The following is a 23,739-nucleotide window of genomic DNA, read 5'->3' on the forward strand; positions in this document are numbered from 1 at the left end:
AGTGACAGCAGTGCGCATCCTGGCCGTCGGGGCCCATCCCGACGACGTCGAGCTCTTCTGTGCGGGGACGCTCGCCCACTACACCCGGCAGGGGGCCCGGGTCACCGTCGCCATCGCGACCAACGGTGAACTCGGCTCCCGCACCCTGCCGCCGGCCCGGACGGCCGCGGTCCGCGAGGAGGAGGCACGGCGGGCCGTCGGCGTGCTCGACGCGGAGCTGCTCTGGCTCGGGCAGCCGGACGGCTTCCTCTTCGACACGGCGGACACCCGCCGCCAGATGGTGGAGGTGCTGCGCCGGGTCCGGCCCGACATCGTGCTCGCCCACCACCCCGACGACTACCACCCCGACCACCGGGCCGTGAGCCGACTGGTCGGCGCGGCGCGGCTGCTGGCCCGCGAGCCCGCCCTCGCCACCGGGAGCCCTGCCACGGAGGCGGTCCCCCCGCTCTTCTACATGGACACCCTGCTCGGAACGAACGCGGGCACCCCGGACCTGTGGGTGGACATCACGGACACCATGGCGGTGAAGGAGGCGATGCTGGCCGAGCACCACAGCCAGAACAGCTCCCGCAAGGAGCGCAAGGGTGCCGACTTCGTGGACCTGACGCGGCAGCAGGCGGCGCACCGCGGCCTGGAGGCGGGGGTCCGGTACGCGGAGGCCTTCACCTGCGCCTCCTCCCATCCCGCCACCACGGTGCACGATCTGGTCCCGGAGGGCAGGGGCGTCCGCCTCCCGGTCCTGCCCTCACTGCGGTGAGCGGCGCCGGGGGCAGGGGTACCGCCACCGGGGGCAGGGGTACCGCCACCGGGGGCGGGGGCGCGCTCTACGCGGTCTTCTTCCTGAACGGGATCGTCCTGGCGAGCTGGGCCCCGCGCATCCCCCAGGTGAAGGAGCAGCTGGGGCTCTCCGACGGGCAGCTCGGCACGGCCCTGCTCGGGGTGGCGCTCGGTTCCGTACCGGCCATGCCCGCGGCCGGTCTGCTGGTGAACCGCTTCGGCAGCCGGCCCGTGGCCCGGTGCGCCGCCCTCGTCTACGCCCCGGCCATCGCGCTGCCCGGGCTGGCCGGCTCCCTGACCGGCCTGATGCTGGGACTGGTCGTCCTGGGCGCGTCGGTCGGGGCGCTGGACGTCGCCATGAACGCCCACGCGGTGGATCTGGAGCGGCGCAGCGGGCGGGCGAGGCTCTCCTCCTTCCACGGTCTGTTCAGCGCCGGGGCGCTGGCGGGTGCGCTGCTCGGCACCGCCGCCGCCGGCGCGGGGGTGGCCGCGCGTACGCAGTTCACGGTGTCGGCGGCCGTCGGGACGGCCGCCGCCGGGGTGGCGGTGGCCGCCCTGCACCGGGCGGCGCCGCCCGCGCCGCCCCGGCGCCGGGCGGGGTCCGGCGGGCCGGCACCGGCACCGGCCGTCCGGTGCCGGGGCCGGGGCGCCGCCCGGCTGCTGCCGCTCAGCGCGCTCGGTCTGTGCGTCCTGCTCGTGGAGGGCGTGGTGACCGACTGGAGCAGTGTGTACCTGGCCGACGCGCTGGGCGCGGGGCCGGGTCTGGCGGGTGCCGGGTGCGCGGCCTTCGCGCTGGCCATGACGGCCGGCCGGCTCGGCGGCGACCGGACGGCCGGGCGTTTCGGTCCCGTACGCGTCGTGCGCTGCGGGGCCCTGCTGACCGCGGCCGGGGCGGTGGTGGCCCTGGTGTCCGGGCACCCGGTGGCCTCGGCGGTGGCGTTCTGCGCGGTCGGCCTCGGGATCTCCGCGTCCTTCCCCCTGGTCGTCAGCGGGGCGAGCCGGATCCCCTCCGCCGCCCCGGGGACCGCGGTGGCGACGGTGTCGACCACCGGCTACTTCGCCTTCCTCGCCGGTCCCCCGCTGATCGGCTTCCTGGCCTCCCACAGCAGCTTGCGCACGGCCCTGTTTCTGGTGCCGGCGCTCGCCCTGGCGGCTGCGGCGCTCGCCGCCTCCCTGTCCGCGACACAGCCCGGCGAGAGAATTCCGCTTCTACGAGAGGACACACCAAGTCGCCATTGATTACTCAAGAAATCGCCATCCATACCTTCTAATTCAAGGAACAGAACCGATCCAAACCTTCTGAACATCTGTTACTGTGCCCGCGCTTGGTGTTCGTTCAGCATTCCGTTTCTCCTCGGGCGCGGGCCGTTCGAGGGTTGTCGCGAGGTGGCGTGTACGTGTACAGCACTCCCTTTTCCCCCACCGAAGCCCGATCCGCGCGCGCCCGCATGGGATTGAGCACGGTTCAGGTGGCCGAGGCCATGGCGGCCTGCGGGAGCCCCGTCCATCCCGCCATGGTGGCGGCGTGGGAGCAGGGCTCCCACGTCCCTTCCGACCAGCACCTCTTCGCCCTCGCCGATGTGCTGTGGTGCGACGCGGCCACCCTGATGGGGACCGTGCCGAGGACGCTCCCCGAGTTCCGGCTCGCCCGCCGGATCACCGTGGAACGGCTGGCCTACCGGCTGGGCATGGGCCCGTCGGAGTACCGCGCCGCCGAGGAGTCGGGGCACTGGCACGGGGACTCCTGGCAGACCAGGGTCCTGGTGGAGGCCCTGGGCCTGTCCCTGCGCGCGCTGACCACCATCACGGGCCGCGACCAGGAGCTGGAGGAGCACCTGCGGTCGGCGGTCGCCGGACGGTGGAAGGCCCACGTCGATCCCGTGGTGGAGATCGTCTCCGTGGACGCAACCAGCGTCGGCGACGCGCTGCACACGATGCACACGGAGCTCTCCGCCTTCTCCGAGCGGTACATGGGGCACCTGGTCGCCCGCAACGACGACGCCAGGCTGAAGGAGATAGCGACGGAGCGGTCCGCCTACCTGCGCCGCCTGACCGACCACTTCTGGGAGCTGATCGGCGAGCAGGGCGAGGCCCCGGCGAGGCCTCCGGCGGGCGGCTGACGCGGGTCACGGGGGGGCCGGGCGGGCCGGGAGGGCGCGGACCCTTCCCGGCCCGCCCGTGCGTCAACGGGCCGCCGCCGCGAAGGGGCCGGGCGGACCGTCCTCCTCGATGTCGTCCCAGTCGATCTCCATCGTGCTGCGGCTCGTGAAGACGTTGAAGAGCAGGTTCAGCAGGATGGCCGTGAGGGCCCCCAGCGTGATCCCGCTGTCGAGCACGGCCCGGACGTCGTCCGGCATGCGCTCGAAGAAGGGCTTCACCGTCGTCGGCAGCAGGGCCGCGCCCAGACTGACCGCCAGGATCAGGGTGTTGCGCTCCTCGCGCAGATCGGCCTTGGCCAGGATCTGGATACCGACGGCCGCGACGATGCCGAACATGGAGACCGCCGCTCCGCCCAGCACCGCGTGCGGGACGGAGGCGACCAGGCTGCCCGCCTTCGGCAGCAGGCCGAGGGCGATCATGAACAGGCCCGCCGCGACGACGACGTAGCGGCTCATGACCTTCGACATCCGGACGATGCCGATGTTCTCCGCGAAGGCCACGTACGGAAAGGAGTTGAGGACACCGCCGAGGACCGTCGCCACGCCGTCGGCGCGCAGGGCCCGCGCGACCGTGTCGGCGTCGACCTTCTTGCGGGTGATCTCCCCGATGGCGTAGACGTCCCCGGTGGTCTCCACCATGGTGATCAGCATGACGACGAGCATCGCGGCGATCGGGAGCAGTTCGAAGCGCGGCATGCCGTAGTGGAAGGGGGTGGTGACCCCGATCCAGTCGGCCTGCGCCACGGCGCCGAAGTCCACGTCCCCGAAGAGCCAGGCGACGGCCGTGCCGGCCACGAGCCCGAGGAGGACGGCCAGGCTGCTGAGGAAGGGCTTGCCGACGCGGACCAGCGCCAGGATGAAGAGCAGGGTGCCCAGCGCGTACGCGAGGTTCTTCGCGGACCCGTACGCGGGCGTTCCCACGAGGTGGGCCCCGCCGGCCGCGTCCTGCAGGGCCACCGGTATGAGGGTGATTCCGATGACGGTGAGGATCGTACCGATGACGACCGGCGGGAAGTACTTCACCAGCTTGCTGAAGAGCGGCGCGAAGGCGAAGGTGGCGATGCCCGCCGTGATCACCGCGCCGTAGACGACGAGGAGGCCGGCGGTACCGCCGCCGGCGCCCAGGCCGATGGCGATCATGGGTGAGACCGCGGTGAAGGTGACTCCCTGGACGAGGGGGAGCCGGGCGCCCGCCTTCCAGATGCCGAGGGCCTGGATGATCGAGGCGATGCCGCAGGTGAGGAGGTCCGCGTTGATGAGGTGGACCAGTTCCTGGCGGGTGAGTCCGAGTGCGTTGCCGAGCAGGACGGGGACGATGACGGCCGCCGCGTAGAACGCCAGCACGTGCTGGAAGCCGTACAGGGCGAGTCGGGGGAAGGGGAGGAGTTCGTCGACGGGATGTATGCCCCGCCGGGTGGACTGCCGGGAGGACTGTCTGGTGGCTCTTGCCATCTCTGCCTTGCCTTCGCGAGGTAGGTGAATGAGAGGGCCGCCGCGCTCGGGCCCCGGGTGGCGGGGCGGGCGCAGGCCGGCTCGCATGGAGCCGACGTCGGGCGGTGTTGCCGACAGCACGTCGCTCTGGATGCATTTACGTCCCGGATTGGCGGGACATCCTTCGATCAGCACCCGGATCCCTGACTGAGCATGGGATCCGAAGGGGCCGCGACCGGAGGGCGCTCACCATAACCAAAGGGCGGGTTTCCTCGCGAGTAACCGGAGCTGCCGCTTCCTGAGGAGGCTCAGCGCCTGGACAAACGGGAGGACTCGGAGGGCTCGGAGAGCGCGGAGGGCTCCGGCGCGGGGCCCGCGGGCGCCTCGGCCTCGTCCAGGTCCTGGAGACCGGGGAAGCGGTAGGGGTCGAGTACCCACTGCGGCGTCCCGGTGGAAAGGCCGTAGGTCGGTGCGGCGTTCATGGTGCTCATCAGACCTCCCGGTAGTGGAGTCATCACTGAACGTCATGACTCGTTACTCTCTGCGTCCGGTTGCCGGGTCGGGGTGTTCCCACCCGAATGTCCCCTATGGCATTTCTTCACACCAGCCTCGACATGCCGAGGGGCCGTGCCCGGCGCGTCCCGGGCACGGCCCCTCGCCGTCAGACCGGGTGTCAGCGCCGCTGCGGGCACGTCTTCCAGGAGAAGTGGTACACGGTGTTGAAGCTGCCGTCGGTGGAGTCCATCGCGAGGAAGCTGGTGGTGTTCGCCGTGTCGGAAGAGCCTGCCTGGGCACGCAGCTCGGTGTTGATGTTCAGGTTCCTCTTGGCCCCGCAGGGGTGGAAGACCAGGGCCTCGACCGGCACCGCGTCCGACACCTGCCAGTTGCCCTCGGCGGGGCCGTTCAGGGTGTGGCTCCGGTAGGCCGTCTGGGACATGCCCTGGAAGTAGTAGCTGGCGTTCTGGGTGGCGCTCGCGCCCTCCGCGATGCTGGCGAAGCCTCGGTAGTCGGCCTTGGCGATGGCGTAGGTGTAGCCCTGGGGCACGTTCACGCGGAGGCCGAGCTGGCAGTTCTTGCGGAAGTCGGTCGCTTTGGCGTCCTTGCCGACCTGGGCGAGGTACTCGCTGTACGTCACCGTGAAGGCGGTGTTGTCCGGGGAGACCGCCACGTTGGCGGTGCCGGGGCGACAGCCGGAGCCGTTGACCTGGACCACGTCGACGGTGATCTGGCCGGGAGGCGCGGGGGCCGGGACGGAGGGGGTCGCGGCACCCGCGGAGGGCGCCAGGGCGGCAGCGGCGAGCGCGGCGGCCGCGCCGGCAGTGAACACCGTTCTGAGCATGGGTTGTCCTTCCGATCGCTGCTGTGCGTGATCGGCACGAACCGTTCCACACTCCCCCGCACCATCGGCGCAGGCGCGGCAGTCGCCGGCGCCGCCACCCCCGTCCGGGGTAGTCGGCCGACCATCACACCGCCCGCCGAGGGGTCGCCGTCCGCCACGCCCCTGCCGCGTTTTTGGCTCGTAAGGAGCGGCCCGCGCGGTCTCCCCGGGGCAGACTGGGCGGCCCAGGCCCAGGAGGAGGACCAGCGCGTGCCCGTACCGATCATCATCGACTGCGATCCCGGACACGACGACGCCATGGCGATCATGCTGGCGGCCGGGGACCCCGGCGTCGACCTCCTCGCCGTCACCACCGTCGCCGGCAACCAGACGCTGGAGAAGACCACCCTCAACGCCCGCCGGGTGCTGACCCTCGCCGGCGTCACGGACGTGCCCGTCGCCGCCGGCTGCGACCGGCCGCTGCTCCAGCCGCTGGCCGTCGCCGCCGACGTGCACGGCGAATCCGGCCTGGACGGGCCGCAGTTCCCGCCGCCCACGGTGGGCGTGGTGCCCGAGCACGCGGTGGACCTCATCCACCGGATCCTCCTCGAGCACCCCGAACCGGTCACACTGGTGCCCACCGCCCCGCTGACCAACATCGCCCTCCTCCTGACCCGCCACCCCGGGATCGGCGCCCGCATCCGCGAGATCGTGCTGATGGGCGGTTCCGTGGGGCAGGGCAACCGCACACCGGCGGCCGAGTTCAACGTGTACACCGACCCGGAGGCCGCCGCCGTCGTCTTCGGCAGCGGGGTACCGGTGACCATGTGCGGGCTCGACGTCACCCACCAGGCGCTGGCGACGCCCGGAGTGCTGGCCCGCTTCGAGGCCCTCGGCACGGAACTCGGCTCCGTCTGCGTGGAACTGCTCACCTACTACGCCTCCACGTACCGTCTGCTGTGGGACATGCCGCACGCGCCGCTGCACGACCCGGTGGCGGTGGCCCGGGTGATCGACCCGGCGATCGTGGGCTGCGTGGACGCCAACGTCGTGGTCGAGCTCCAGGGCCGCTACACCCGCGGGGCCACCGTCGTGGACCTCCACGACTACGTGGGCCGCCCGGTGAACGCGCGGGTCGCCACCACCCTGGACGCGGACCTCTTCTGGGACCGCATGGTCGGCGCGGTGGCCGCCCTCGGGTCCCGCCGCGCATGACGCTGCCTCAGCCGCGACCGGACGTCACAGGTCGACGCGCGGCGAAACGGGCCGGGCCTGGATGTCCGGGCCCGCTCCGGCGCGTCGTCGTCCTGACCGGAGGCCGGCCCCGCGGGCGGGGCCGGCCGCTCTAGACGGTGGTGGAGAGGAAGGTGGGCAGTGAGGCCGGGTCCGCCGCGCCGGCCGCGGCGGACCCGGTCCACGGCAGGCCCGGGGAGGCGGGTGCGCTGCGCACCGGTACCGGACCGGGCCTGGCGCTGCCGGCCACGATCAGGGCCAGTAAGACCGCGGCGGCTTCGCTCTGCAGGATCCGGGCGGCCTGCCTTAGCCGTCCGGCGTCGGGGACGGGGATGGAGAGGGCCACGCATTCGGCGTTCGGGCCCGAGGTGATCGGGACGGCCGCGCAGACCGTGCCGATGGCGTACTCCTGGAGGTCGAGCAGCGGGGCGTTGGGCCCGCGCGTGTCGAGCTGGTGGAAGAGGGCCTTCTCGCTGGCGAGGGTGTGGCGGGTCAGTTTGGACATCTGGTGGCGGTCCAGGTGGTCCTTCCGGTCGTCGTAGTCGAGTTGGGTGAGGAGGGCCTTGCCGACGGCGGAGGCGTGGGCGGCCGACCTGAAGTCGACCCACTCCTCGACGACGGGTGTGCCCGGGCCGTCGGCGTACTGGGTGATGGAGACCTCGCCGTCGGTGTAGCGGGCCACGTAGACGGCGGCGCCGACGGCGTCGCGCACCCAGGCGAGGGTCTCCTTGAGGTGCCCGCGTCCCTCGCCGCCCGCCGCGTCGGTGAGCAGCAGGGCGTTGCCGGCGATATAGGCGTCGGGCCCGGTCGGGATGGCCAGGTTGGCGCGGAAGAGCTGCTCCACCGCCCGGGCGATCACCAGCTGAGGCAGTTTCGTCTCACGGGCGATCTGGGTGAGGCTGACACCGCCCGAGAACCGGTTGATCACCTCCAGGACGCGCAGCGCCTGGTGTACGGATTCCAGCGCCGCCGGCGCCGGCTGTCCTTCGGGGGTCTTGCGGGCGGCGTGCGTCAGGTTCGGCTGCTTGAGCGCTTCGAGCGCCCACGCGTTCGCCTCGCCCGTCAGGTACAGGGGGTTGAGGCGTGCGTGGTGGGCCACGGCCACGGCGACCGGCGGGCCGGGGGTGCACACCTCTCCCAGGTCGGGGTGTTCGGTGTGGGGGCGCTCCGCCACGGCCTGACGCAGCCGCGCGGGCAGCCGGTAGGGCGGCCGCACGGCCCGGCCGGGCCCCCTGGAGAGGGAGCTGAGGTCCTGGGTGGTGATGGGCGGGGAGGTCCAGATCACGGAGGCGGTCAGGGCCTCTTCGAGGTCCCCCGGGATCAGCGGCAGGTGGGGCAGGTGCTCTTCGACGGGCAGGATCCGGGCCTGCTGGTTCCAGTGGCGGGCGGTACGGACCTCCGCTCGGGAGAGGTGGTGGAGGTAGAGGCACTGCGCGGCGGTACGGGAGCCCGCGCCGGCCGCGTACTGGAACCAGAACCGGGCGCCCTCCGTGCGCTCCGCCAGGTGGAGGAGGGAGCCGAACAGCAGCGCCGAGTCCACGCCGTGGGGCCAGGATTCGGCGTGCAGGGCGCGTTCCGCGAAGTCCCGGCTCTCCACGAGGGACCAGGTGACGTCGTCCAGGACGCGGGCCGCCCGCACGTGGCAGGCGGCGTCCAGGACGAGGGCGTCATGGTCGGCGGCCGTGGCCGGACACCGGACGGGCAGGTCCGAGCCGGTGGCGCCACCGATCGCGGAGCGGGCGCGGTCGGCGACGATCCGGCGGGCGATCCGGCGCCGGGCGGCGCCCTCGTCGTAGCCGGCGTACTCCTCCGCGAGCACCGAGGCGTTCTTCAGGGCCGCGTCCAGTTCGCACAGCGGCATGTCACGGTCAGCGGGCATGTCGCTCACTGGTCCTTCTCCTCTCCGGGGATCCAGTCCACCCCGAGCTTGCGGGACAGGGTTCGGCGTGCGCCGCGTACGTGCGAACGGACGGTCGCGGGGGAGATCCCCATCATGCGGGCGACCGTCTCGGAGTCGTTGCCCAGCAGGAAGGCCAGCAGCACCACGTCGTACTGTCGCTCGGACAGCTCCGCGATGGCCGCGTACAGGCCGAGCTTGGACTCCAGCAGTTCGAGGCGTTCCCTCGACGAGCGGCGCAGGGCGGAGAACCAGGCGGTCTCCACCATGGCGACCTGGCGGCCGAGGGCCCCCAGCCGGCGTTCGACGTGTTCGCGCAGCACCGCCCAGGCGAAGCCGTGCAGGCTCGCCTCCTTGAGGGCCTGGCGCCACACCTTCAGCAGGAAGGTGAACACGTCGTCGACGACTTCCTGGGCGTCCTTGGCGTTGCCCAGCTGGAGGTGGGCGTAGCGCAGGTACGCGCGGTGCTGCTGCGAGTGGAACGCGGTGAACTCCACGGGCAGGACGCCCGCCAGTTCACTGGAGACCGTCTGGTCCCCCGCTGGGTCGAACTCGCCTTCGCTCATGCACTCCCCCACCGTTGCTCGCCGCCGCCCTCCAGGGCGGTGGGTGTCACATCGCTCGAGAAAACACGGACCGTGGTGGTGACTATCAGCGCGAGGGCGACAATCTCGGCAACATTCACTTCGGCGTGAAACCTTCCGACTGGTGGGTGGGGAAGAAGGGCTGTCCGCCCCCGTGTGCGGCAGCCGTGAGCGACGAGCGCCCTCATCACCACCCCATCGGAAATGGCGTCCGATCGTGCAAGCCGGTCTCGGAAAACTTCCGGAAGGGTGGCATCCGCCGTCCCGCGCGCCCCCTCCGCACCAGCGCGCGCCCCCATCCGCCGGTGCGCGCCCCGCGCCGGCCGGTGGCTCGGGTGGCGGCGCCTGCGGACCCGGCGCGCCCTCCTGCGAGAGACTCGGTCCCACCGTCCCACCGTCCCACCGCCCCACCGTCCGGCGGACCCGCCGGCGCTCCTGAGGAGGCTCTCCGTGAACTGGACGCTCGAAGTCGTACCGGTACCCGTCACCGACATGGACCGGGCGAAGGAGTTCTACGCCGACGCCGTCGGCTTCGGGGTGGACCTCGACGACGAGGTCGCCCCCGGGGTGCGCATCATCCAGCTGACCCCGCCCGGGTCCCGGTGTTCCGTCGCGCTGCTCCAGGGGATGCCGCCCGCGCCCGGTACGGCGGTGATGGCGCCGGGCACGCTGCACGGGCTCCAGCTCTGCGTCACCGACATCGAGGCGGCCCGCGCGGAGCTGGTGGCGCGGGGCGTGGACGTCTCCCCGGTGCGCCACCTCGGGGCGGCGGGGTGGGAGGACGGCAAGGGCGACACCTGGAACTCTTTCCTGACCTTCCGTGACCCGGACGGCAACGGCTGGGTGGTGCAGGAGGCTCCGTCGGAGCTGTCGCAGCGCTGAGCGGGGCGCGTCCCGGCGGGCCGCTCAGTCCTGGGCGCGGGCGGTGACCGGCGCGTCGGTCCGGTCACCGAGGAACTCGTACCAGCGGCGCTGCAGGCACAGGTAGCGGGTGTCGGCCTCGGCGAGGTCCAGGAAGGAGTCGACCGTCGAGGTCAGGCGCTCGGCGAGCCCCCGGTCGGTGAGCGCGCCGTCCTCGGCGAACTCCTGATGGGCCATCGCCAGGCTGAACATGTCGGGGTAGACCCGCGCCCCGAGGTGTTCCAGGGGGATGCGCAGCGCCCACAGGCCGCGGTTGCCTCCGACCATCGAGGGCGAGGCCGACACCAGCAGGACCTGCTTGTCCTTGAAGGGCTGCGGCCGGACGCGGGAGACCCAGTCGACGGCGTTCTTGACCACGCCCGGGACGGAGGCGTTGTACTCGGGCGAGGCGATGACCAGGGCCTGGGCCGCCTCGATCCGCTCGCGCAGGGCCAGTGCCCCCGGCGGCACCCCCTCGTCGGCCTCGAGGTCGCCGTCGTACAGCGGCATCGGGAAGTCCCCGATCATGGCGGGCTCGGCGGTGGCTCCCGCCCGGACCACCAGGCTCGCGACGAGGGCCGCCAGCCGCGCGTTGACCGAGCCGGTGCGGGAGGAGCCCGAGAGCACGAGCACGTGCAGCGAGGCCCTCCCGGTGAGGTCCCCGTCCTGGGGCCGGGCCGGGTCGGGCGGGAAGCGGTCCTGGTCGGTCGAGTTCACGGCTGTCTCCCTTGCCGGTAGGCGCCTTGCGGTGACGGCGGAGGCGGTGCCCGCAGCGGACTGTACGGCGCTCCCGGGGCGGCGGCGGGCCGGGCGCACCGTGTGCCGGCGGCGCGGCCCGCGGTAATCACCCGGGTGCCCGCCACGGCGCTCGCCGCTTCCGGCCGGCCGGTCGCGCACAGTCGTGGCAGCGCCGCGCGGGGCGGTGCCGTGTCCGAGGGAGTGACTGTGGTGGATGTGGGACGACGCGCCGCGATGGCGGCGCTGCTGGCGGCGGGGTTCGGTCCGGGCCCCAGCGCTCTGGCGGCCTCCGGTCCCCCGGTACGGAGGGCCGCCACGGCGGGTCCCCGGCCGCCGGCCTCGCTGCTGGGGCGGGAGATCCGTCGGCTGCCGACGTCCGGCAGGGTGATGGCGCTCACCTTCAACGCCGCGTGGGACGACAGCGGCCTCGACGCGGTCCTGGCCGAGCTGCGGCGCCGGGGGGCGGCCGCCACCTTCTTCCCCACGGGCCTGTTCGCCGAGGCCCGTCCCGCCGCGGTGCGCGCGATGGCCGCCGCGGGGCACGGGCTGGGCAACCACTCGCACACCCACCCCTACTTCGACGACCTCGCCACGGCGGAGCGGGAACGGGAGGTGCTCGCGGCCGACGCCGCGATCCGTACGGCGTCCGGGGCCGAGCCGCTTCCGTTCTTCCGGTTCCCGTACAGCTCCACCACGCCGGAATCGGTCGAGGACGTCAACGGCCTCGGCTACGCGGCGATCGAGTTCACCAACGACACGAACGGCTACCTGGGTCCGGCCGGCGGGATGACGGTGGACAAGGCGGTCAGCAGGGCGGTGGGCTCCTTCGCTCCCGGGGCGATCCTCCAGATGCACGTCGGCAGCAGCGCGGGCGACGGCGTCGTCCTCGACGCGCTGGCCCTGCCCCGGATCATCGACGCGGCCCTCGAGGAGGGCTACGGGATCGTCGACCTGCGGGAGTTCCTCACCGGGTCCTAGGGACGCGGAACCGCCCGTTCCCGCGGCCGTGGAGCCGCGGGAACGGGCGGTCGGGTGTTTACGCCCGTCCGGTCAGGACGGTGTTACCACCAGATGACGACGTAGCCGGATCCGCCGGGCTGTCCCGGCAGGCCGGCCGCGCCGGGAGCGACGCCTCCCGCCCCGCCGTCGCCGCCCTCGGCACCGCGCGGGGGCAGGGCGACGATGCCGTCGACGGGCAGACCGCCCTCGCCGACCGTCAGGCCCGTGCCGCCGGGCGTACCGGGGGCGCCCGTCCGGTTCACGCCGCCCGTGGAGCACGAGCCGTTGCCGCCCGCACCGTCGGCGCCGCCGGCGCCCGGGGTGGTCGTACCGCCGGCGCCGCCGCCACCGCCACCGCCGCCGGAGGCCGTGGCGAGCGTGGTGTTGGTCGTCGTCGCGACGACGGTGGAGTTGCCGCCCGCGCCGCCGTCGTCGCCGGCGCCGCCCGTCGCTCCGCCGCCGGCGCCACCGGCACCGCCGGTTCCCGCGTCACCGACGTCCACGCCGTAGTCGGCCAGCGGGGTCACGTTGAGGGTGCACCAGGTGAAGCCGCCGGCGCCGCCACCGCCGCCCGCGCCACCCGCGCTGGTGGCGGAGGCGCCACCGCCACCGCCGCCGCCACCGCCGGCGCCCCAGGCCTGGACGAAGACCGTCCTGACGCCCGCCGGGACGGTGAAGGTGTTGTCGGCGGTGAACTGCCGCAGCCCGTGCGGGAACTGGGAGGGCTTCTTCTTGTGGTCGCCCTTGTCGGGGTTCCGCTGCTTGTCCTGGGCCGTGGGGGCGTTGTCGCCCGGCTTCGGACCGTGCGCGGAGGCGGCGGGGGCGAGTGCCACCAGCTGGCCGGTCAGGGCCGCGGTCGCGGCGATGGAGGCGAGGAGCACCCGGGAACGCGTCCGGGGCCGTCGGGTCACCTTGTGAGCAGTGAGGTTCATGACTTCCTTCCCCGCCGGCGCCGAGAGCGCCGCGGGAGTGCGAGGGAACGGTTGCGTGAGCCCCCATGGCCTGTTGGCGGGCCCGGGCGCCTCTCCACGCGCTGCACATATCACCCCTCCCCCACGGCCCGGGCCGCAGCGACAGGCCGGGGGTGTGGGCCGGGCAGGTGAGCGGTTCGTCAACCCGGACCAACCCCCGCGGCCGTCCGGCGGGGACCACCGGTAGCGGCCGAATCGATTCACCACCCGTACGCCGGGCAGCGGCCGGGCCTCGCCCGGGCGGCCGGGCGCCCGGCGCGGGCTCCGTATCTCCGCGCCCCGCCGGACGGCCGGAACGCCGGGGTCCGGCTGCGGGCGCGGGGAGACCATGGGGCAGGATGACCGTGCGTTCGGAATGCGTACATCGACTCCAACAGCGCCGCGCACGGCACGATCTGACAGGTGACAAGGTGACGACACAGCACATACGGCGGCCCGCGGCCGCCCGCTCCCTCGCCCCCCACGGCGCGGAGGCGGGCCGGTGACCCGGGACCTCGTCCTGCACGACTGGATGGTGGCCGGCATCGCGCTAGCCTCCGGCGGCGTGGCAGGTCTGCTGCTGCGGGCGCTGATGAAGTGGCTGGCCAAGCACGCGAGCCGGACCCGCTGGAGCGGGGACGACGTCATCGTCGACGCGCTGCGGACGATCGTCCCCTGGGCCGCGGTCCTCGCCGGGACCGCGGTGGCCACTTCGGCGCTGCCGCTCACCGCGCGGGTCGCGGGTCTGGTCAACCAGACGCTGACGGCCGTGCTCATCGTCATCGCCACGCTCAGCGCGGCCCGGGTCGTGGCGGGTCTGGTCCAGTCGGTGGCCGCGTCCCGTACGGGCGTCGCGGCTTCCGCGACGATCTTCGTCAACATCACGAGGATCGTGGTGCTGACGATGGGCGTCCTCGTGGCGCTGGAGACCCTCGGGGTGTCGATCGCCCCGCTGGTCACCGCTCTCGGAGTGGGCGGTCTCGCGGTCGCCCTGGCCTTGCAGGACACCCTCGCCAACCTCTTCGCCGGGGTGCACATCCTCGCCTCGAAGACCGTCCAGCCGGGCGACTACATCCGGCTCACCAGCGGTGAGGAGGGGTACGTCGTCGACATCAACTGGCGCAACAGCGTGGTGCGCAACCTGTCGAACAACCTGGTGATCATCCCCAACGGCCGCCTCGCGCGGACGAACATGACCAACTTCACCCAGCCCGAGCAGAAGCTGTCGATCCTGGTCCAGGCCGGGGTCGGCTACGACAGTGACCTGGAGCACGTCGAGCGGGTGACCCTCGACGTCGTCGACGGCGTGATGGCCGACATCAGCGGCGGGGTCCCCGACCACGAGGCCGCCGTCCGCTTCCACACCTTCGGGGACTCCAGGATCAACTTCACGGTGATCCTCGGGGTGGGCGAGTTCAGCGACCAGTACCGGATCAAGCACGAGTTCATCAAGCGCCTGCACCAGCGGTACCGGGCGGAGGGCATCTCGATCCCGGCGCCCGCGCACACGGTCTCGCTCCAGCACGACGACCCCGGGGCGCGGCCGTACCCGCCCGTCCCGCACCAGCGGGACGGGTCGCCCGAGGCGCTGGCGGACCGGCGGCGGTAGCGGCCCCGAGGCCGGGCGCCGCCTCGGTGCCATGCCGCGGACCGTACCCCGGACGCGCCCGGCCGCGTGAGGACCTCGCGGGCGTTCCCCACCGGTATGTTCGGCGTCCTTCCCCCGCGACGAGGAGGCGGCGTGACGGTGCGCGAAGAGAAGGCCGTGAACGTGGGACCGGCGGGCATCGAGGTGGCCTACGAGCGCTGGGGGGAGGCGCAGGCCCCGCCCGTGCTGCTCGTCATGGGCCTCGCCCTCCAGATGCACGGCTGGCCCGACGGCTTCTGCGCGGAACTGACCGGGCGCGGCGTCCAGCCGGTCCGGTTCGACAACCGCGACGTGGGGCTCTCCTCGCACTTCCGGGACGCGCCGGTGCCCGATGTGCCGGCGACGCTCGCGGGGGACCTGTCGTCCGTGTCGTACTCCCTGTCCGACATGGCGGCCGACGCGGTGGGCCTGCTCGACGCGCTGGGGCTGGACAGCGCCCACGTGGTCGGCCTGTCGCTGGGCGGGGCGATCGCCCAGACGATGGCGATCGAACACCCCGGCCGGGTCCGGTCGCTGACGTCCATGATGTCCACGACGGGCGGCCCGGGGGTCGGCCTGCCGGACCCCACGGCCCTGAGCGCGCTGGCGGGGCCTCCGCCGAGGAGCCGCGAGGAGGTCGTCGAACGGATGGTCCACTCGGTACGGGTGCTGGGCTCGCCCGGATTCGCGTTCGACGAGGCCGCGGTCCGCGAGCGGGCCGGCCGGGCCTTCGACCGGTCGTACGACCCGCTCGGTGTCGCCCGCCAGGCCGTGGCCTCGGTGGCGTCGGGTGACCGTACGGCGCGGCTGCGGTCGTTGCGGCTGCCCACGCTGGTGATCCACGGGGCCGACGATCCGATGTGCCACGTCAGCGGCGGCCGGGCCACCGCTGAGGCCGTGCCGGGCGCCGAGCTCGCCGTCTTCGCCGGCATGGGCCACGACCTGCCGCGGGCCCTGTGGCCGGAGATCGCCGCGCTGATCACGGGCCTCGTCCACCGCACGGAGGCGGCCCGCTGAACCACCGGGCGCCGCTGGGCCGGACCGGCCCCGGACCGGCACCGCCGCCCGGGCTCGGCGCGGCGCGGCGCCGGCGGCCGGGCGGCCTCAGGCCGCCGGGTGGCCGGCGGGGGCCGGGTGATCGGCGGGGGCCGGGTGATCGGCGGGGGCCGGGTGATCGGTGTGGACGGTCGCGGCCGTCATCCTGGGGATCGCCCGGATCAGGGCGCGCTCGGCGGCGAGCGCCAGTCCGTGCGCCTGGACGACGGTCAGGTGGGGGCCGACCACGATGTCGGCCTCGGCGCGCAGGGTGTGGCCGATCCACCGCATGCGCAGCTGGCCGACGCCGAGGACGCCGGGCACCTCCCGCAGGGTGTGCTCGGCGGTGTCCACGAGGGCGGGGTCGACGCAGTCCATCAGCCGGTGGTAGACCTCGCGGGCGGCGTCCTTCAGGACGAGCAGGATGGCGAGGGTGATCAGCAGGCCGACGACGGGGTCGGCGGCCCGCAGGCCGGCCGCCGCGCCGGCGGCGCCCAGCAGGACGGCCAGCGAGGTGAACCCGTCGGTGCGGGCGTGCAGGCCGTCGGCGACCAGCGCGGCGGACCCGATCCGCCGGCCGGTGCGGATGCGCAGGCGGGCCACCCATTCGTTGCCGGCGAAGCCGGCCAGTGCCGCCGCGCAGACCGCCCACAGGTGGGTGACCTCCCGGGGGTGCAGGAGCCGGTCGACTGCCGCCCAGGCGGCGAGGGCGGCGGACGCGGCGATGGCCAGCACGATGAGCACGCCCGCCAGGTCCTCGGCGCGGCCGTAGCCGTAGGTGTAGCGGCGGTTGGGCGCCCGGCGGCCGAGGACGAAGGCGATGCCCAGCGGTACGGACGTCAGCGCGTCGGCGGTGTTGTGGACCGTGTCGCCCAGCAGCGCGACCGACCCGGACAGGACGACGATGACGGCTTGGGCGGCGGCGGTCGCCCCCAGCACCGCGAGGGAGATCCACAGCGTGCGCATGCCCTCGCGGGAGGCCTCCATGGCCGCGTCGACCTTGTCGCCGGCGTCGTGTCGGTGCGGGGTGAGCAGGTGCCGCAGCCGGCGCCGCCCGCCCTGGTGGTGATGGTGGTCGTGGCGGTGCGTGGAGGTACTGCGGCCGCTGCCCCGGTTGCCGTCCATGGGACCTACGTTGGCACAGGGAACCCGTTGCGGCTACAGCCGTCGTACGCGCCGTGACCAGGTGCGACGGGCTCGCATCTGCGCACGGTGTCAACGTGCGGGCGGTACCGCCGCGGGCCCGCTCCGCCGTGGATATCCTCATGGGCGTGATGAGCGAGGGCGCACCGTCCGACGGCCGGTGACGAACGTGGTGGGGGGCCGGGGGCTGGGGCGGGGTTTCGGGTGGCTGTGGGGGGCGTACGCGGTCAGCACGCTCGGGACGTGGCTCGCGTTCGACGCGTTCGCCTTGATCGCGATCCTCGTGCTGGGCGCCGGAACCGCCGAGGTGTCGGTGCTGGCGGCCGTGGGGCCCGCGGTCGGGGCGGCGGTGGCGGTACCGATCGGGCCGTGGGTGGAGTTCCGGCGCAAGCGGCCCGTGATGGTCGCCATGGACCTGGTGCGGTGCGCGGCGTTGGCCAGCGTGCCGGTCTCGTTCGCGCTCGGGCTGCTCGGCTTCGGCCAGCTGATGGTCGTGTCGGTCCTCGTGGGGGCGGCCGACATCGCCTTCGCGGCGGCCGGCGGGGCGTATCTGAAGGCGCTGGTGAGACCCGGGGACCTGCTCGTCGCGAACGGGCGGTTCGAGTCCACGACCTGGACGGCCACCGTGCTCGGACCGCCGCTCGGCGGGGCCGCGATGGGGTTGTTCGGGCCGGCGGTGACCGTGACGGCCAACGCCGTGAGCTTCCTCCTCTCCGCCCTCGGGATCCGCGCGATCCGCGGGACGGAGCCGCAGCCGGAGCACGCGAAGCCTCCGTCACGGCTGCGCGCCGGTGACCTGCTCGCCGGGTGGCGCCACATCCTGGCCGACTCCGCGCTGCGGCCGCTGTTCCTCAACACGGTGCTGGTCAACGGGCTGATCATGGCCACCGCCCCGGTCCTGGCCGTCCTCATGCTCGGCCCGCTCGGGTTCGCCCCCTGGCAGTACGGCCTCGCCTTCGCCGTGCCCTGCCTCGGGGGGCTGCTCGGCTCGCGGCTGGCGCCCGGGCTCGTCGCCCGGCACGGGCGGCACCGGGTCATGCGCGCCGCCGGGATCCTTCGGGCGTGCTGGCTGCCCGGACTGGCCTTCGTCGGCCCCGGTACCTCCGGCCTCGTGCTGGTCATGGCCGTCGAATTCGGGCTGATCACCTGTATGGGGGTCTTCAACCCGGTGTTCGCCACCCACCGGCTCGAACGGACCCCGGCGGACCGGATCGTCCGCACCCTGTCCGCGTGGTCCGTCACCGGCAAGGCCGCCATCGCCGCGCTGACCGCGCTGTGGGGCCTGCTGGCCGGCCTCGTCGGCCCGCGCGCCGCGATCTCCGCCGCCGGCCTGCTCGTCCTCACGACGCCGTTCCTGCTCCCCCGGCACGAGCACGCGGGGCAGCCGTGACCGGGAGGACACGGGTGAGGGAACTCAGAAGACGGCCGTGAGGAGCCCGACGAGGAGGCCCGCCGCCAGGCCCAGCACGATCACGCCCACCATCGCGGCCAGCGCCGCGAGTACGAACCCGCCCCCGTCCACCCTCTCGCCGCGGCGGGCGCAGGCGGACAGCCAGGCCGCCAGGGCGAGGAAGGGGACGAGGAGCAGACCGGTCGCGACGCCCAGGTTGCCGACGGCGAAACTGGACAGCTCGTACGCCTTCCCGCGCGCGGTCCGCACCGGCACCTCGGTGCCCGGCCGGTAGGTGTCGGCGGCCGTCTCCAACAGGATCTCCTCCTGCGGTCCGTCTCCCCCGCGGCCCGGGGCGTAGCGGCCCTTGCACTGCGTGCCGGCGGCGTAGCCCTCCACATCGGTGGCCTCGTAGCACTCGGCGACGGTCAGGACGCCGTCCACGGGCCCGAAGCCGAGTACGGCGGCCAGTTGCGGGCCGGGCAGGAGCCAGACCAGCCAGGCGGCGAAGGCGAGGGTCGCCGCCGATGCGAACGCGGCCGCGCCCCGGGCCGCCTTGCGTGCACCATCCCGCACTCCGTGCACCCCCTCCCCGGTGGGCCCATACCCCCGGCGGGGGGTACCTCATGCGGGCCGCCCCCAAGTAGCCACCGTCCGCCATCCGCCATATGGGGTGCCGACGCCCGCGCGGGGTCCCGCGCGGCTCCTAGGATGAGGCCCGCTGCGGCCCCGGTAGCGCGCCGCAGTACGGGTTCACGGGCAGGGAGTTGTGAGAATGAAGCGGTTGCGGGTACTGGTGGCGGTCGGAGTCCTGGCGCTGGCATCGGCGGGAGCGGGCACGGCCCAGGCGGATTTGTCGGCCCGGGCCTCCGGCGGCACGGACTGCCCGGCCGCCGAGATCTTCGCCACCGACAACACCGCCGTCATCACGGATCCGGCCGATCCCCGGCTGCGGACGCGGCTGAAGCGCTTCGACCACGAGGTGCGGGAGATCATCCGCTCCCACGGGGCGCGGCCGGGGTCCTCGACCCTGCTGGACGGGGTGTTCTGGTCCGAGAACGAGCAGCAGGCGACCTACGAGCGTTCGCGGGAGTTCGACGTCGAGCAGGTCAACGCGGACGGACTGCACCACATCGCCGACGTCATCCGCAAGCAGTACCGGCAGGAGTCGGTGCTGACGTTCCGCTGTCTGCCGCGCACCTCGCCGGAGACGGACGCCGTCGAGATCCAGGCCGAGGGCGTCAGCGCCACCCGGCTGCACGACGCGCTGATGGCCGACCCCGTGGCGCGGGTTCGGCTCGGCGGCGGCTCGGTGGCCCTCGACGGGCGGCTGATCCTCATCGCGCCGCTCGCCGACCTGCCGCTCGCCCGGAAGTTCACGGCCGGGCTCGGGGTCGACTGGAACTCCGCCGAGGTCCGCTACGGGGACGAGGAGTTCGTCGCGTAGACCGCGCCCCGTCCGGTCGGCGGACCGCTCCGGAGCGGCCCCGGCCGGCGCGCTACGCTGCACGTCCGCGGGGGCCGACGACAGACGGGCAAGGTGCACATGTTCGAGCCGGCGCAGGAGAATCCGTACCCGGACAGCCACGTCCTCGGGGAGGGTCCCGACCCGCATCCGCTGCTGGCGCCGGTGCTGCCCCTGCTCGGGCGCTGGCACGGACGGGGGCGGGGCGAGTACCCGACCCTGGCGCGGGACTTCCGGTACGAGCAGGAGATCACCTTCAGCCACGACGGCCGGCCCTTCCTGCGCTACGAGGCACGGGCGTGGCTGACCGACGGCGCCGGGGCCCCCGTGCGGCCGGCGGGGCGCGAGACCGGCTGGTGGCGGGTGACGCCCGACGCGACCCTGGAGGTGGTGCTCGCGCATCCGACCGGCATCGTCGAGACGTACGTCGGGCGGGTCCGCGGCACGGCCGCGGCGGAGCTCGAGATCGGGATCGAGACCCGGGACGTGTCGCTGACCCCGCTGGCGAAGGAGGTCACCGGCACCCGCCGCCACTACACCCTCGACGGCGCCGGCCTGACGGTCGTCCACGACATGGCGGCCGTGGGGCAGCCCCTCCAGCACCACTTGACGACCCGTCTGGTCCGCCGGGTGTGACGCCGGGACGGCCGCGGAGGGGGACGCCGGATGCGCGGGGAAGCCGCTGCGATCCGGCCGGGCGGGGCGCTCAGGCGGAGGAGCCGCTGTCCACGACGAGGTCGGTCCCGACCACCGAGCCGGCCGCGGGCGAGGCCAGGTAGAGCACGGCGGCGGCCACTTCCTCGGCCTCCGCGACCCGGCCGAGCGGGTTCTCCGACGTGACCCGTTCGGCCCGGTCGGCCTCGGTCTCGCCGGGCAGCAGCGACATCGGCGCGGCGGCGGCTCCGGGGCTGACCGCGTTGATGCGCACCCCCTCGTGGATGTGGTCGAGGGCGGCGGCGCGGGTGAGGGCGGATACGGCCGCCTTGGAGGTGATGTAGGCGGCGGCGTTCGGGATCCGCTTGTGGGCGCCCAGGTTGGAGGAGATGTTGACGATGGCGCCGCCGCCGTTCCGCCGCATGTGCGCGATCTGGTGCTTCATCGCCAGCCAGACGCCGGTGACGTTGGTGCGCAGGACCACGTCCCAGTCCTCCTCGCTGACGTCGCCGACCGGCCCGGTGCCGCGGAGTATCCCGGCGTTGTTGACCGCGACGTCCAGTCCGCCGAAGCGGGCGACGCTCTCCCGGACGAGGTCCTCCAGCCGGCCCGAGTCCGTGACGTCGGCGGGGACGGCGGCGGCGGTGCCGCCGGCCGCCTCGATGAGGGTGACCGTCTCGTCGAGGGTGGCGGCGGTGCGGCCCGCGGCGACGACGCGGGCGCCCTCGGCGGCGAAGGCGAGTGCGATGGCGCGGCCGAGGCCGGAGCCCGCCCCCGTCACCAGGACGGTCTTGCCGGTGAAACGGTTCATCTTCGGTGACTCCTTCGAGGGGCGGTCAGCCCCATATTTGAACGAGCGGTTCAGAATTTGGGCATCCGGAAGCGCGGCCGCGGAAACGGGCGCCGGTCCGGTCAGTCCAGCAGGGCCAGGGCCTGCTCCGCCGCGTCCCGGACGCGGGCGGGGTCGTCCGAGGCCTTGCCGACGACGCGGACGCCCTGGAGCAGGACCAGCAGCATCCGGGCGAGCGCGCGCGGGTCGCTGCCCGCGCCCAGCTCCCCCTGCCCCTCGGCCCGCAGGAGCGCCGAGTGCAGCAGGGTCTCGAAGCGGTCCCAGCTCACCTCGACCCGCCGGGCGGCAGCGGCGTCGTGGGGGGCCAGCTCGGCCGCCGTGTTGGTGACGAAGCAGCCGCTGCGCCGCTCCCCGGGGGACGTGGCCTCCGCGGCGAAGCGGCGCACCACGGCCCGCACGGCGGGCAGCGCGGGTCCCGGCGCGGAGAGTTGGGCAAGGAGCAGCGGGTCGTACGTCTCGGCGTAGCGGTCCAGCGCCTTCAGGTAGAGCTCGTGCTTGCTCCCGAAGGTCGCGTAGATGCTGGCCCGTCCGATGCCGAGGTGCTCGACGAGGTCCGCCACCGACGTCGCTTCGTAGCCGCGCCGCCAGAACAGCTCGAGGGCCGACTGGAGCGCGGCGTCCGGATCGAATTCCTTGGTCCTTGCCACAGGGAAGATCATAAAGCTATCTGGAACGAACGGTCAATAACGCGGTGGGGTACGGAACCAGGGGGTCCCCCGGCGCGCCGCGCCGCCCCATCCGTGTTGTCCTCGTAGGGGAGGGCAGGGGAGGGCAGGAAAGGTTTCGGAACGTACTCGGAGGACCGAGGAGGAACCATGGACAGGAACCTGCGGGCCCGCGACATCATGACCCAGGGCGTGCAGTGCATCCGCGAGGACCAGTCCCTGCAGGACGCGGCGCGCATGATGCGCGAGCTGAACGTCGGATGCCTGCCGATCTGCGGGGACGACCAGCGCCTCCAGGGCCTGATCACCGACCGCGACATCGTCGTCAAGTGCTGCGCCGACGGCAGGGACCCGGCGAGCATGCGGGCCGGGGAGCTCGCCGGCAACCTGCACTGGATCGACGCCGACAGCAACGCGCAGGAGGCGCTGGACACCATGGAGGTCCACCAGATCAAGCGGTTGCCCGTCATCGACGTGGAGGGCGGCCACCGCCTGGTCGGCATGATCACCGAGGCCAATCTGGCGAGGAACCTCTCCGACGCGGACATCGCGGAGTTCGCGGTCCGGGTGTACGCCGCCAACTGAGCGGAGGATCCGCCCGCCGTCGGCCGTGACCACCGGGCCGCCGGCTCGTTGAAAGGGCGGTCAGCGAAGTGCGCAGGGCGCCGGCCGGGCACTTCCAGCCCGGTCGGCGCCTTGTGTCCTCGGGGCCCGGGAACGCGCGGGGGCCGGCCGGCGAAGCCGTCGGCTGCGGTTCCCGTCCGCCGTCGTCCGGGATCCTGGAGAGAGCCGAGTTGCGCACCCGCGGATTCCCGCTGACGCCCCTCACCTCCGCTCTGGCCTGCGGGCTGGTCACCCTGGCCGCGGCGGGTGCCGAACCGGCCGGCGCTCCCCCGCCGCCGCGCGGCGCCACCCTGACCTCGGTCGGCGCCGCCGTCCTCGCGGACGCCCGGACCCCCTTCAGCATGCTGGCCGTCACGGCGCCCGCCGGCGGGCCGGGCGGGACCTACCGGGTCCGCGCCCGGGAGCGGGGCTCCGGCCGCTGGACGCCGTGGACGGCGGTGGAGGCCGGGGAGCCGTGGTGGGCCGGGCCTTCCGACGCCGTGGAGGTACGTGCGGCCGGCGTCGGTGAGGAGCTGCCGGCCGGGGTGCGCCTGGACCTGGTCGACCCGGGCCCGGATCCGGGGCCGGCGCGGCCCGGACCGGCCGCCGGGCCGGTTCCGGTGGTCCACGCGGTGGCGGGCCCCGCGGCCTCCCGGCCCCGCGTCGTCCCCCGCGTCCGCTGGGGCGCGGCCGAGGATCCCGGCGAGCCCGTCGTGTACGGCAGGGACGTCAAGGCCGTGTTCGTCCACCACACCGCCCAGAGCAACGACTACGAGTGCTCCGACTCCCCCGCCGTCGTACGCGGTCTGCAGGCCCTCCACCGGCGGGTCAACGGCTGGAAGGACCTCGGCTACAACTACGTGGTCGACAAGTGCGGCACGGTCTTCGAAGGACGGGCCGGCGGCTCCGGACGGCCGGTCACCGGCGCGCACACCCTCGGCTTCAACCAGGACACCCTGGGCGTCGCGGTGATCGGACGGTACTCCGGCCTGGAGGCGCCGCCCGCGGCCACGGCGGCCGTCGCGCGGCTCGCGGCCTGGGCACTCGGCCGGTACGGGCACTCCCCCGCGGGCACCGTCGAGCTCAGCGCCTCCGTCGACAACGGGCGCTTCCGGGTCGGCGAGCGGGTGACGGTGGAGCGGATCTCGGGCCACCGCGACGTCTTCGCCACCGAGTGCCCCGGAACCGCCCTCCACCGGCAGCTGCCGGCCCTCCGGGCGCTGGCCTCGGACCCCTTCAACGGCGTGCTCGCCGGCCGCTGACCGCCCAGGCGCGGGCGGTCAGGGCGAGGGGGGTGACGTAGCCGGGGCGCGGGACCCTG

23 protein-coding genes and 1 pseudogene are annotated in these 23,739 nt (G+C 73.8%); 13 read left to right on the forward strand and 11 right to left on the reverse strand.

The features are described 5' to 3' along the window. Position 1 precedes the first annotated feature (1 nt). The 3 genes from ACZ4WZ_RS16360 to ACZ4WZ_RS16370 all read left to right on the forward strand — a co-directional run bounded on the left by ACZ4WZ_RS16360 (position 2) and on the right by ACZ4WZ_RS16370 (position 2,897). Positions 2-757, forward strand: coding sequence for a PIG-L deacetylase family protein (locus ACZ4WZ_RS16360; RefSeq protein ID WP_467890573.1), 756 nt, complete (start codon positions 2-4; stop codon positions 755-757). Further along, on the forward strand, positions 754-2,016 hold the full coding sequence (locus ACZ4WZ_RS16365) for an MFS transporter (protein ID WP_467890576.1): 1,263 nt from the start codon (positions 754-756) through the stop codon (positions 2,014-2,016). The genes ACZ4WZ_RS16360 and ACZ4WZ_RS16365 overlap by 4 nt, the downstream gene beginning before the upstream one ends. 209 nt (positions 2,017-2,225) lie before the next feature. Then, positions 2,226-2,897: a helix-turn-helix domain-containing protein gene (locus tag ACZ4WZ_RS16370; protein ID WP_467890578.1), complete on the forward strand. Its 672-nt coding sequence runs from the start codon at positions 2,226-2,228 to the stop codon at positions 2,895-2,897. Between the two features lie 63 nt (positions 2,898-2,960). Here the strand turns inward: ACZ4WZ_RS16370 and ACZ4WZ_RS16375 are convergent, their stop codons facing one another. The 3 genes from ACZ4WZ_RS16375 to ACZ4WZ_RS16385 form a co-directional block, all read right to left on the reverse strand. Continuing rightward, entirely contained in the window at positions 2,961-4,388 is a 1,428-nt protein-coding gene (locus ACZ4WZ_RS16375) for a nucleobase:cation symporter-2 family protein (RefSeq protein ID WP_467890580.1), read from the reverse strand. Between the two features lie 287 nt (positions 4,389-4,675). After that, positions 4,676-4,858: a hypothetical protein gene (locus tag ACZ4WZ_RS16380; protein WP_467890582.1), complete on the reverse strand. Its 183-nt coding sequence runs from the start codon at positions 4,856-4,858 to the stop codon at positions 4,676-4,678. A 182-nt stretch (positions 4,859-5,040) separates the two neighbouring features. Further along, entirely contained in the window at positions 5,041-5,706 is a 666-nt protein-coding gene (locus tag ACZ4WZ_RS16385) for a DUF4360 domain-containing protein (RefSeq protein WP_467890584.1), read from the reverse strand. Positions 5,707-5,955: 249 nt separating this feature from the next. Here ACZ4WZ_RS16385 and ACZ4WZ_RS16390 point away from each other — a divergent pair, with 249 nt between their 5' ends. Further along, a complete protein-coding gene (locus ACZ4WZ_RS16390) occupies positions 5,956-6,900 on the forward strand; it encodes a nucleoside hydrolase (protein ID WP_467890585.1) in 945 nt (314 codons plus the stop codon). A gap of 265 nt (positions 6,901-7,165) precedes the next feature. On the opposite strand, the pseudogene ACZ4WZ_RS16395 reads toward ACZ4WZ_RS16390, so the two are convergent. Both ACZ4WZ_RS16395 and ACZ4WZ_RS16400 read right to left on the reverse strand, forming a co-directional pair. Next, positions 7,166-7,933, reverse strand: a pseudogene (locus ACZ4WZ_RS16395) (IclR family transcriptional regulator domain-containing protein); the annotation flags it as partial. 869 nt (positions 7,934-8,802) lie between these two features. Next, on the reverse strand, positions 8,803-9,381 hold the full coding sequence (locus ACZ4WZ_RS16400) for an RNA polymerase sigma factor (protein ID WP_467890587.1): 579 nt from the start codon (positions 9,379-9,381) through the stop codon (positions 8,803-8,805). A 468-nt stretch (positions 9,382-9,849) separates the two neighbouring features. On the opposite strand from ACZ4WZ_RS16400, the gene ACZ4WZ_RS16405 reads away from it, so the two are divergent. Continuing rightward, on the forward strand, positions 9,850-10,281 hold the full coding sequence (locus ACZ4WZ_RS16405; protein WP_388940327.1) for a VOC family protein: 432 nt from the start codon (positions 9,850-9,852) through the stop codon (positions 10,279-10,281). A 24-nt stretch (positions 10,282-10,305) separates the two neighbouring features. Here ACZ4WZ_RS16405 and ACZ4WZ_RS16410 read toward each other — a convergent pair whose 3' ends face one another. Continuing rightward, the gene (locus ACZ4WZ_RS16410; RefSeq protein WP_467890880.1) at positions 10,306-10,938 is read right to left on the reverse strand and encodes an NADPH-dependent FMN reductase; all 633 of its coding nucleotides are present in this window, start codon (positions 10,936-10,938) and stop codon (positions 10,306-10,308) included. Between the two features lie 309 nt (positions 10,939-11,247). On the opposite strand from ACZ4WZ_RS16410, the gene ACZ4WZ_RS16415 reads away from it, so the two are divergent. Then, positions 11,248-12,015 (forward strand): polysaccharide deacetylase family protein, encoded by a 768-nt coding sequence (locus ACZ4WZ_RS16415; RefSeq protein ID WP_467890589.1) that lies wholly within the window; start codon positions 11,248-11,250, stop codon positions 12,013-12,015. Between the two features lie 83 nt (positions 12,016-12,098). Here ACZ4WZ_RS16415 and ACZ4WZ_RS16420 read toward each other — a convergent pair whose 3' ends face one another. Further along, complete coding sequence (locus ACZ4WZ_RS16420) at positions 12,099-12,968, reverse strand: hypothetical protein (RefSeq protein WP_467890591.1); 870 nt, start codon at positions 12,966-12,968, stop codon at positions 12,099-12,101. 520 nt (positions 12,969-13,488) lie between these two features. Between ACZ4WZ_RS16420 and ACZ4WZ_RS16425 the strand changes: the two genes are divergently transcribed. Then, positions 13,489-14,595, forward strand: a complete 1,107-nt coding sequence (locus tag ACZ4WZ_RS16425) for a mechanosensitive ion channel family protein (protein WP_467890593.1) — start codon at positions 13,489-13,491, stop codon at positions 14,593-14,595. Positions 14,596-14,727: 132 nt separating this feature from the next. Next, complete coding sequence (locus ACZ4WZ_RS16430; protein WP_467890595.1) at positions 14,728-15,630, forward strand: alpha/beta fold hydrolase; 903 nt, start codon at positions 14,728-14,730, stop codon at positions 15,628-15,630. Positions 15,631-15,717: 87 nt separating this feature from the next. Here the strand turns inward: ACZ4WZ_RS16430 and ACZ4WZ_RS16435 are convergent, their stop codons facing one another. Continuing rightward, the gene (locus tag ACZ4WZ_RS16435; protein WP_467890596.1) at positions 15,718-16,773 is read right to left on the reverse strand and encodes a cation diffusion facilitator family transporter; all 1,056 of its coding nucleotides are present in this window, start codon (positions 16,771-16,773) and stop codon (positions 15,718-15,720) included. A 187-nt stretch (positions 16,774-16,960) separates the two neighbouring features. Between ACZ4WZ_RS16435 and ACZ4WZ_RS16440 the strand changes: the two genes are divergently transcribed. Beyond that, entirely contained in the window at positions 16,961-18,181 is a 1,221-nt protein-coding gene (locus tag ACZ4WZ_RS16440) for an MFS transporter (protein WP_467890883.1), read from the forward strand. Positions 18,182-18,205: 24 nt separating this feature from the next. Here the strand turns inward: ACZ4WZ_RS16440 and ACZ4WZ_RS16445 are convergent, their stop codons facing one another. Further along, complete coding sequence (locus ACZ4WZ_RS16445) at positions 18,206-18,757, reverse strand: hypothetical protein (protein WP_467890599.1); 552 nt, start codon at positions 18,755-18,757, stop codon at positions 18,206-18,208. Positions 18,758-18,956: 199 nt separating this feature from the next. On the opposite strand from ACZ4WZ_RS16445, the gene ACZ4WZ_RS16450 reads away from it, so the two are divergent. Together ACZ4WZ_RS16450 and ACZ4WZ_RS16455 are read left to right on the forward strand one after the other, a co-directional pair. Continuing rightward, complete coding sequence (locus tag ACZ4WZ_RS16450) at positions 18,957-19,628, forward strand: hypothetical protein (protein ID WP_467890601.1); 672 nt, start codon at positions 18,957-18,959, stop codon at positions 19,626-19,628. Between the two features lie 99 nt (positions 19,629-19,727). After that, the gene (locus ACZ4WZ_RS16455) at positions 19,728-20,282 is read left to right on the forward strand and encodes a heme-binding beta-barrel domain-containing protein (RefSeq protein WP_467890604.1); all 555 of its coding nucleotides are present in this window, start codon (positions 19,728-19,730) and stop codon (positions 20,280-20,282) included. A gap of 70 nt (positions 20,283-20,352) precedes the next feature. On the opposite strand, the gene ACZ4WZ_RS16460 is transcribed toward ACZ4WZ_RS16455, so the two are convergent. Together ACZ4WZ_RS16460 and ACZ4WZ_RS16465 are read right to left on the reverse strand one after the other, a co-directional pair. Then, a complete protein-coding gene (locus tag ACZ4WZ_RS16460) occupies positions 20,353-21,111 on the reverse strand; it encodes an SDR family NAD(P)-dependent oxidoreductase (RefSeq protein ID WP_467890608.1) in 759 nt (252 codons plus the stop codon). 101 nt (positions 21,112-21,212) lie between these two features. Beyond that, the gene (locus tag ACZ4WZ_RS16465) at positions 21,213-21,797 is read right to left on the reverse strand and encodes a TetR/AcrR family transcriptional regulator (RefSeq protein WP_467890610.1); all 585 of its coding nucleotides are present in this window, start codon (positions 21,795-21,797) and stop codon (positions 21,213-21,215) included. Between the two features lie 168 nt (positions 21,798-21,965). On the opposite strand from ACZ4WZ_RS16465, the gene ACZ4WZ_RS16470 reads away from it, so the two are divergent. Both ACZ4WZ_RS16470 and ACZ4WZ_RS16475 read left to right on the forward strand, forming a co-directional pair. Next, positions 21,966-22,400, forward strand: a complete 435-nt coding sequence (locus tag ACZ4WZ_RS16470) for a CBS domain-containing protein (protein ID WP_467890613.1) — start codon at positions 21,966-21,968, stop codon at positions 22,398-22,400. Between the two features lie 209 nt (positions 22,401-22,609). After that, positions 22,610-23,680 (forward strand): N-acetylmuramoyl-L-alanine amidase, encoded by a 1,071-nt coding sequence (locus ACZ4WZ_RS16475; RefSeq protein ID WP_467890616.1) that lies wholly within the window; start codon positions 22,610-22,612, stop codon positions 23,678-23,680. Positions 23,681-23,739: the final 59 nt, after the last annotated feature.

The sequence above is a fragment of the Streptomyces sp. NPDC029122 genome, assembly GCF_055569445.1.

Coding starts and splice junctions, on each gene's coding strand:
- ACZ4WZ_RS16370 (WP_467890578.1), top strand. CDS start 2,226: ATGGGATTGAGCACGGTTCAGGTGGCCGAGGCCATGGCGGCCTGCGGG.
- ACZ4WZ_RS16375 (WP_467890580.1), bottom strand. CDS start 4,388: ATGGCAAGAGCCACCAGACAGTCCTCCCGGCAGTCCACCCGGCGGGGC.
- ACZ4WZ_RS16380 (WP_467890582.1), bottom strand. CDS start 4,858: ATGAGCACCATGAACGCCGCACCGACCTACGGCCTTTCCACCGGGACG.
- ACZ4WZ_RS16385 (WP_467890584.1), bottom strand. CDS start 5,706: ATGCTCAGAACGGTGTTCACTGCCGGCGCGGCCGCCGCGCTCGCCGCT.
- ACZ4WZ_RS16400 (WP_467890587.1), bottom strand. CDS start 9,381: ATGAGCGAAGGCGAGTTCGACCCAGCGGGGGACCAGACGGTCTCCAGT.
- ACZ4WZ_RS16420 (WP_467890591.1), bottom strand. CDS start 12,968: ATGAACCTCACTGCTCACAAGGTGACCCGACGGCCCCGGACGCGTTCC.
- ACZ4WZ_RS16435 (WP_467890596.1), bottom strand. CDS start 16,773: ATGGACGGCAACCGGGGCAGCGGCCGCAGTACCTCCACGCACCGCCAC.
- ACZ4WZ_RS16450 (WP_467890601.1), top strand. CDS start 18,957: ATGAAGCGGTTGCGGGTACTGGTGGCGGTCGGAGTCCTGGCGCTGGCA.
- ACZ4WZ_RS16455 (WP_467890604.1), top strand. CDS start 19,728: ATGTTCGAGCCGGCGCAGGAGAATCCGTACCCGGACAGCCACGTCCTC.
- ACZ4WZ_RS16460 (WP_467890608.1), bottom strand. CDS start 21,111: ATGAACCGTTTCACCGGCAAGACCGTCCTGGTGACGGGGGCGGGCTCC.
- ACZ4WZ_RS16470 (WP_467890613.1), top strand. CDS start 21,966: ATGGACAGGAACCTGCGGGCCCGCGACATCATGACCCAGGGCGTGCAG.